Raw genomic sequence first — 7,271 nt, forward strand, 5'->3', positions numbered from 1 at the left:
GGGGAATTCGAGGGAGAAGTCCGGAATGATGCAGTCAGCAGTCAACCGACAGGGCCCTCATGTGCCGTGCGTCACCGGTGCGGAGCGGGGGGAACGATGACTCCGGTACCCGCCGGGCGACGAGTGCTCATCACAGGTGGCACCGGCTCTTTCGGCCAGACGATGCTCCGTCGGCTCCTGGAGCTCGACGTCGGCGAGGTCCGGGTGTTCAGCCGGGACGAGGCCAAACAGGACGCCATGCGCGGTCGGATCGGCGACCCCCGGGTCCGTTACCACGTGGGCGACGTCCGCGACTACGACTCGGTGCTGGAGGCGAGTCGGGACGTCGACTTCGTCTTCCACGCGGCGGCGCTCAAACAGGTGCCGTCCTGCGAGTTCTTCCCGCTGGAGGCGATCCGCACCAACGTGCTCGGCAGCCACAACGTGGTGGCGGCCGCCGACCGCAACGGCGTCGGATCGGTCGTCCTGCTCAGCACCGACAAGGCGGTCTACCCGGTCAACGCCATGGGCATGAGCAAGGCGCTGATGGAGAAGGTGGCGCAGGCCCACGCCCGCAACAACCCCCGGAGCCGGACGACCGTCTCGTGTGTGCGTTACGGCAACGTCATGTACTCGCGCGGCTCGGTCATCCCGCTGTTCGTCAGCCAGCTCAAGGCCGGCCGCGCGCCGACGGTGACCGATCCGACCATGACGCGGTTCCTCATGTCGCTCGACGACTCCGTGTCGCTCGTCGAGCACGCCTTCACGCACGCCCGGCCCGGCGACATCTTCATCCGCAAAGGGGTGGCCTGCACCGTGGGGGACCTCGCCGCGGCGCTGTGCCAACTCTTCGACGCCCCACCGAAGTTGGACCTGATCGGCGTACGGCACGGTGAGAAGCTCAGCGAGACGCTGGCCACCCGGGAGGAACTCGCGAAGGCCGACGACTTCGGCGACTTCTTCCGGGTGCCGGTGGACGTCCGGGATCTCAACTACTCGCTCTACGTCTCGCAGGGCGAGCCCGGAATCGCCGGGTTGCAGGACTTCAACTCGACGAACGCGCCCCGGCTGGGGGTCCCGGAGATCGTCGCGCTGCTGACCACGCTGCCCGAGATCCGCGCCGAGCTGGCCGCCCGTGACCTGTTGAGCGTGTCGTGAGGCTGGCGGTCACCGGCGCCGACGGATTTCTGGGCTGGCACGTCCGCGTCCTCGCCCGGGCGCTGGGCTGGCCCCGTCCGGTGACGGTGGGCCGCGCCGACCTGGGCGATCCGGCGGCCGTCGCGGCGGCCGTCAAGGGCGTCGACGTGGTGCTGCATCTCGCCGGCGTCAACCGGGGGGACGCCGCCGACATCACGGCCGGCAACGTCGAGCCGGCCCGGTCGTTGGCGGACGGGCTCCGCCGGTGCGGCGGACCCCCGCCCCGGGTGGTGTACGCGAACTCCGTGCAGGCGGGAAACGGCACCGTGTACGGGTCTGCCAAGGCCGCCGCGGCAGAGCTGCTCGCGACGGCGGCCAGCGCCGACTCCGAGTTCGTGGACGTGCGCCTGCCGAACCTCTACGGCGAGCACGGTCGGCCGTTCTACAACTCGGTGGTCGCGACGTTCTGCCGACTGCTCGCCGACGGCGTCGAACCGGAGGTGCGGGAGAACCGGGAACTCGACCTCGTGCATGTGCTGGACGCCGCGGCCCACCTCACCGGCACCACTCTTCCGGGTCCCTGGGACCCCACCATGCCGGCGTTGCGGACCCGGGTCGGTCAGCTCCGTGACCGGCTGGCGTCGTTCGCCGGCGTGTACGCCGGCGGTGAGATCCCGCCGCTGGCGGACCGCCACGACGTCCGGTTGTTCAACACGTACCGGTCGCACCGGTTTCCGGACCGGGGGCCGGTGCCCCTGCCGCGGCACCGGGACGCCCGGGGTGACCTGGTGGAGGCCGTCCGGGCGCACGGCGGTGGCGGGCAGACGTTCTGTTCGACGAGTCGACCCGGCGTGACCCGGGGGGAGCACTTCCACCTCGCCAAGGTGGAACGGTTCGTGGTGCTGCGGGGGCGGGCGCAGATCAACCTGCGCCGGGTGGACGGTGCCGACGCCGTCCGGTTCGCCGTGGACGGGAGCGAGCCGGCGTTCGTCGACATGCCCACCATGTGGGCGCACAACATCGTCAACGTGGGCAGCGAAGAGCTGGTGACGCTCTTCTGGACCAACGAGCTGTTCGACGCGGCGCGGCCGGACACCTGGGCCGAAGCGGTGGACCGGCCGGCAGGGGTGGCATGAGGATCGGGGTCGTCTCGCAGTGGTATCCACCGGAGCCGATATTCATCGCCGGTGAGCTGGCGACGGAGCTGGCCGCGCGGGGGCACGAGGTGCGGGTGCTCACCGGCTTTCCGAACTACCCCTCCGGTCGGATCTACGAGGGCTTCCGACAGCGGTGGCGCGACGAGCACACCGAGGGTCGGCTCACCGTGCGGCGGGTGCCGCTCTACCCGAGTCGGGACGCGTCGGTGCTGCGGCGCGTCGCCACGTTCGTGTCCTTCGGGCTGACCAGCGCCATCGTCGCCCGGCGATACCTGCGTGACGTCGACGTCGTCTACGTCTACCACCCGCCGCCGACCGCGTTCGCCGGGCCGGCGCTGCTGCGGCTCCTGCGGCGTACGCCGGTCCTCCTGCACGTGCAGGACATGTGGCCGGAGTCGGTCACCGCGTCGGGGATGGCTCCCGGTGGCGTCAGCGGCCGGGTGGTGCACCGGGTGTTGAGCGGCGTCATGCGCCGGCTCTACCGGTCCGCCGCCGCCGTCGTCGTCATCGCGCCGTCGATGACCGACCTGGTGGTGCAGCGGGGCGCCGACCCGGACCGGGTCCGGGTGGTGTGGAACTGGACCGACGAACGGCTGTTCCGGCCGGTGCCGGCCACCCCGGCGGCCCGCTCCGCCCTCGGCCACCGGGGTCGTCCGATCGTGATGTACGCCGGGAACATGGGTCCGTTCCAGCGCGTCGAGACCGCGGTCCGCGCCGCCGCGTCCGTCGATCCGCTGATCGACCTGGTCTTCGTCGGCTCGGGACCGGACGAGGGGCGGGCCCGGGAGCTGTGCCGCACCCTGGGCGCGACGAACGTCCGGTTCCTCGACCGGCGTCCGCCGGCCGAGATGGCCGACCTCTACGCCGCGGCGGATTTCCAGCTGGTCACGTTGCGTGCCCTGCCGGCCCTGCGGGGAACCGTCCCGTCCAAGCTGCAGGGCGCGATGGCCTGCGGGGTGCCGGTCATCGTCTCCGCCGACGGGGACGCCGCGCGCCTGGTGGAGGCGGCGGGAGCGGGGCTGACCTGTCCGGCGGAGGACTGGCGGGCGCTGGCGGACCGCTTCCGGGCCGCCGTCGACATCCCGCCGGCCGAGCGGGTCCGGATCGGCGAGCGCGCGCGCCGCGCGTACCTGGAACGGATGTCCCTGCGGGTCGGCGTGGACCAGATCGAGGACGTGGTCACCGGGATCTGCCCGGGTCGTCCGCCGGCCCCGAGAAATGGCATAAAAGACCATGCGATGGGCTTACCCACCCATAATGGGATGGACCGTTGACCGCACTCGCCACGAGGAATCCGTCTGATGGATCTTCGTCTTGACCTCACCCAGCCGCTGGCTCCCGCCGGTGGTCGCCATCGCGCCGCGGTGGTGCGGGCCCGACCCTACGACCGCGTGAAGCGGTCGATCGACGTGATCGGCGCCCTGACGGTGCTCGTGCTCGCCGCGCCCGTGATGGCGTGCGTCGCGCTGGTCGTGCTGGTCACCATGGGACGGCCGGTCCTGTTCCGCCACACCCGGCCCGGCCGGCACGGCCGGCTCTTCGACATGGTCAAGTTCCGCACCATGCACCCGGTGGATCCCACCCGCGGCCGGGTCTCCGACTCCGATCGACTCACCCGGGTCGGGCGCTGGTTGCGGTCCACCAGCCTGGACGAACTGCCCGAGCTGTGGAACGTCGTCCGGGGCGAGATGAGCCTGGTCGGACCGCGCCCCCACCTGGTGAGCTACCTCGACCTCTACACGCCGGAGCAGGCCCGCCGGCACGACGTCCGCCCCGGCATGACCGGCCTGGCCCAGGTGCGCGGGCGCAACCAGCTCGGCTGGGAGGAGAAGTTCCGGTACGACGTGGCGTACGTCGACGGTCGCTCGTTCCTGCTCGACCTGCGGATCCTGGCCGAGACGGTGCGGGTGGTGCTGCGTCGGGAGGGCATCGCCGCTCCGGGCACCGACACCTGGCACGAGTGGCAGGGCAGCGTCGACCGGGAGACGGTCGCGGCCGTGAACGGTGGCGTGGAGCCGGCCGTCCGGTCCGCCCACAGCTGATTCGATCCGGAGCCGCGATGAGGATTCTGCTGTTCGGCGCCAGCGGGTTTCTGGGACGTCACATCCGTGCCCGACTGGCGGCGGAGGCGACCGTGCGCGCCCCCGAGCGACGGGAGTTCGACCTCGTCGCCGCGGACGAGGCGGCCGTGACGGCGCTGTTGCGCCGGGAGCGACCCGACGCGGTGGTCAACGCGGCCGGCCGGATCGTCGGCTCCGACCAGGATTTTCTCCTGGCCCACGCGGTGGTGACGGCCAAGCTGGTGGCGGCGATGGAGGCGGCGACGCCGCACGCCCGGCTGGTCCGCGTCGGCTCGGCCGCCGAGTACGGCCCGGTCGAACCCGGCCGGCCGGTACGCGAGGACGACCGCGCGGAGCCGATCGGCGGGTACGGGCTGAGCCACCTGACGGCGACGCGGCTCTGCGCCCTGGCGGCGGCCGACGGACGGCTGGACACGGTGGTGCTCCGGGTGTTCAACCCGCTCGGCCCGGGCATGCCGGCCGGCAACCTGCTCGGCCGCGCCGCGGCCACGATCCGCGCCGCGCTGGAGCGGGGGGACGCCCAGGTCGCCCTGGGGCTGCACGACACGTACCGGGACTTCGTGGACGTCCGTGACGTGTCCGCCGCGGTGGCGGCCGCGCTGCGTGCGGAGCGGCTCGACGCTCGGGTGTGCAACGTCGGCAGCGGATGCGCCGTGCCGACGGCGCAGGTCGTCCGCCTGCTCGCCGACCTGGCCGGCTTCACCGGCGACCTGGTCCCCGGCCGGTTCGTCCCGGGCGCCGCCCGGTCGGCCGCGGTGTCGTGGATGTGCGCGGACCTCACCCGGTCGTCGCGGGCGCTCGGCTGGTCGCCGCGGTACGACCTCGCCGACTCGCTCGCCTCGGTGTGGGCCGACTGCCTCGGTCCGGCCGCGCTCTCGGCTGCGGCGCCGTCGCCCCGGGTCGCCGGTCCCTGACCGGGGCCAGCGGCCGGCCCCGGCGACCGTGCCGGGTCGGCGCCGCTCGACCACCGCCGGTGCCACGGCTCGGGGTAGGGTGCGGCGATCCGTGTTCCGATCGGCGACCAGGAGTTGGTCAGTGCTGCACCTGAGGGTGATCACGCCCGGCGACCGGTCGTCGGCCGTCGTCGACCTGTTGGCCGCCGATCCCGGCGTGACGCATCTCGTGGTGATCCCCGGCGCCGCCCGTCAGCCGGCCGGCGACTACGTCACCTGCGACGTGGTCCGGGAGAGCGCCGACGGGGTGCTGCACAAGCTGCGCGAACTCGGTGTCGAGACGCACGGGGCGATCGCCGCCGAGGACGTGGAGCTGACGCTCTCCGCAGCGGCCGACCGAGCCGCCGACGCGGCTCCGGGGCACGGCGAGGACGCGGTGGTCTGGGACGAGATCGCCGCGAAGACCGGTGAGCAGACGGTGCTCACCGGCACCTTCCTCGCCCTGATCACCGTGGCCACCATGATCGCCGGTATCGGCGTGCTGCTCGACCAGCCCATCCTGATCGTCGGCGCGATGGTGGTCGGCCCCGAGTTCGGCCCGCTCGCCGCGCTCTGCGTGGCGCTGCTGCGCCGTCAGCCCGGCGTCGTCGGCCGCTCGGTGCAGGCCCTGACCGTCGGCTTCCTCGTCGCCATGGTGGCCACCGTGTTGAGCACCTGGGCGCTCACCGCGGCCGGTCTGGTCAGCCGGGACATGCTGCTCGCCGAGCGCCCGCTCACCGACTTCATCTGGCGGCCGGACGCGCTCTCCTGGGTGGTCGGGCTGCTCGCCGGTGTCGCCGGCATGCTGTCGCTGACCTCGAAGAAGTCCGGCTCGCTCGTCGGCGTGCTGATCTCGGTGACCACCGTCCCGGCGGCCGCGAACGTGGCGGTCGCGGCGAGCTACGGGGTGTGGCACGAGGCGACCGGCTCCGCCCTCCAACTGGTGATCAACCTGGCCGCCATCGTGTTGGCCGGGCTGCTCACGCTGGTCGTGCAGTTGTGCTGGTGGCGGCGGGTGGCGCGGCGGACCGGGCGGGGGGTGCCGCGGCAGCGGGCCGACCGGCCGGCACCTGTCACCGCCAGTCGTCGCCCGCCTCGAGACGCCGGTTGAGCAGCGTCGCCAGCGGAACGGACTCGCCGTCCCGGCCGCCCCGCCCGACCACCAGCGGGGGCGCGCTCGGCGGCGGCTCGGCCCCGAACAGCCGCGACCGCAGGCTCGGCGGCACGCTGAGCAGGTAGAAACGCCCGTCGACGTCCACCGCCCGGCTGCGCGCCCGGTCCACGTACCAGCCGGTGATCCGGGTGCGGTAGCGACCGCGGCCGTCGTGGGCGGTCGCGACCAGCCGGTCGGTCGCCAGACCGCGCCGCCGCGCCTCGGCGGCGAACGCGGCCACCAGCTTCGCGGCCTCCGCCTGCTCCGTGGCGCGTTCCCGGGCGTCGGCCGCCGCGTGGGCCGTCACGGCCCGGCGCTGCCGCTCCCGCCACTGCGCGTCGTCGTCCACACCCACGCCCGCGAGGGTACGCCCGCGCCGGTGCCCGCGCGCCTCACGGTCGCCCGGGTCGGGCGGTGCCCTGCCCGCGTGGACCGCGCCCGCCGGTTGGGCGGTGCCCGCCGGCTCGTGGTGCCGGCCGGCTCGTGGTGCCGGCCAGGCGTGGACGGTGCCACCCCGCCTCGCGGCGCTGTCGAGCTGAGTCGTTCGTGACATCACCGCTGAGTCGTTCGTGCTCTCAGCTCGACAGGGCCGCGACCGGCAACGGTCAGGCCAGCCCGGCGCGGCGCAACGCCTCCGCCATGGCGTCGTTGACCGGCGCGGAGGCGCCACCGCCGCGCCCCTGACGCGGCTGCGAGCCGCCCCGGTCCCCACGCTGACGGCCGCCGCCCTGCCCGCCGCCCTGACCACGGTCCTGCCCGCCGGCCTGCCCGCCCCGTTGGCCGCCGCCCTGGCCCCGGTCCTGCCCGCCGCGCTGGCCGCCGGCCTGCCCGC

At 73.7% G+C, this 7,271-nt stretch carries 8 protein-coding genes; 6 read left to right on the forward strand and 2 right to left on the reverse strand.

Annotation, left to right across the window (positions count from 1 at the left end):
• The first annotated feature begins 96 nt into the window (after positions 1-96).
• The 6 genes from C8054_RS11240 to C8054_RS11265 all read left to right on the forward strand — a co-directional run bounded on the left by C8054_RS11240 (position 97) and on the right by C8054_RS11265 (position 6,397).
• Positions 97-1,137 carry a polysaccharide biosynthesis protein gene (locus tag C8054_RS11240; protein ID WP_107156691.1) on the forward strand — a complete coding sequence of 347 codons (1,041 nt, stop codon included), beginning with the start codon at positions 97-99 and terminating at the stop codon, positions 1,135-1,137.
• Positions 1,134-2,252 (forward strand): NAD-dependent epimerase/dehydratase family protein, encoded by a 1,119-nt coding sequence (locus tag C8054_RS11245; RefSeq protein ID WP_107156692.1) that lies wholly within the window; start codon positions 1,134-1,136, stop codon positions 2,250-2,252. The genes C8054_RS11240 and C8054_RS11245 overlap by 4 nt, the downstream gene beginning before the upstream one ends.
• Positions 2,249-3,547, forward strand: coding sequence for a glycosyltransferase family 4 protein (locus tag C8054_RS11250; protein WP_107156693.1), 1,299 nt, complete (start codon positions 2,249-2,251; stop codon positions 3,545-3,547). Before C8054_RS11245 ends, C8054_RS11250 begins: the two co-directional genes overlap by 4 nt.
• Before the next feature lie 27 nt (positions 3,548-3,574).
• Complete coding sequence (locus tag C8054_RS11255; RefSeq protein ID WP_107156694.1) at positions 3,575-4,315, forward strand: sugar transferase; 741 nt, start codon at positions 3,575-3,577, stop codon at positions 4,313-4,315.
• 17 nt (positions 4,316-4,332) lie between these two features.
• Positions 4,333-5,268, forward strand: a complete 936-nt coding sequence (locus C8054_RS11260; RefSeq protein WP_107156695.1) for an NAD(P)-dependent oxidoreductase — start codon at positions 4,333-4,335, stop codon at positions 5,266-5,268.
• A 121-nt stretch (positions 5,269-5,389) separates the two neighbouring features.
• Complete coding sequence (locus C8054_RS11265) at positions 5,390-6,397, forward strand: DUF389 domain-containing protein (RefSeq protein WP_107156696.1); 1,008 nt, start codon at positions 5,390-5,392, stop codon at positions 6,395-6,397.
• Here the strand turns inward: C8054_RS11265 and C8054_RS11270 are convergent.
• Both C8054_RS11270 and C8054_RS11275 read right to left on the reverse strand, forming a co-directional pair.
• The gene (locus tag C8054_RS11270; protein WP_107156697.1) at positions 6,360-6,794 is read right to left on the reverse strand and encodes a hypothetical protein; all 435 of its coding nucleotides are present in this window, start codon (positions 6,792-6,794) and stop codon (positions 6,360-6,362) included. The genes C8054_RS11265 and C8054_RS11270 overlap by 38 nt on opposite strands.
• A 250-nt stretch (positions 6,795-7,044) precedes the next feature.
• On the reverse strand, positions 7,045-7,271 hold a 227-nt coding region (locus C8054_RS11275), incomplete at its 5' end, for a hypothetical protein (RefSeq protein WP_146179908.1).

Source organism: Micromonospora sp. RP3T (assembly GCF_003027925.1).
Classification (GTDB): domain Bacteria; phylum Actinomycetota; class Actinomycetes; order Mycobacteriales; family Micromonosporaceae; genus Micromonospora.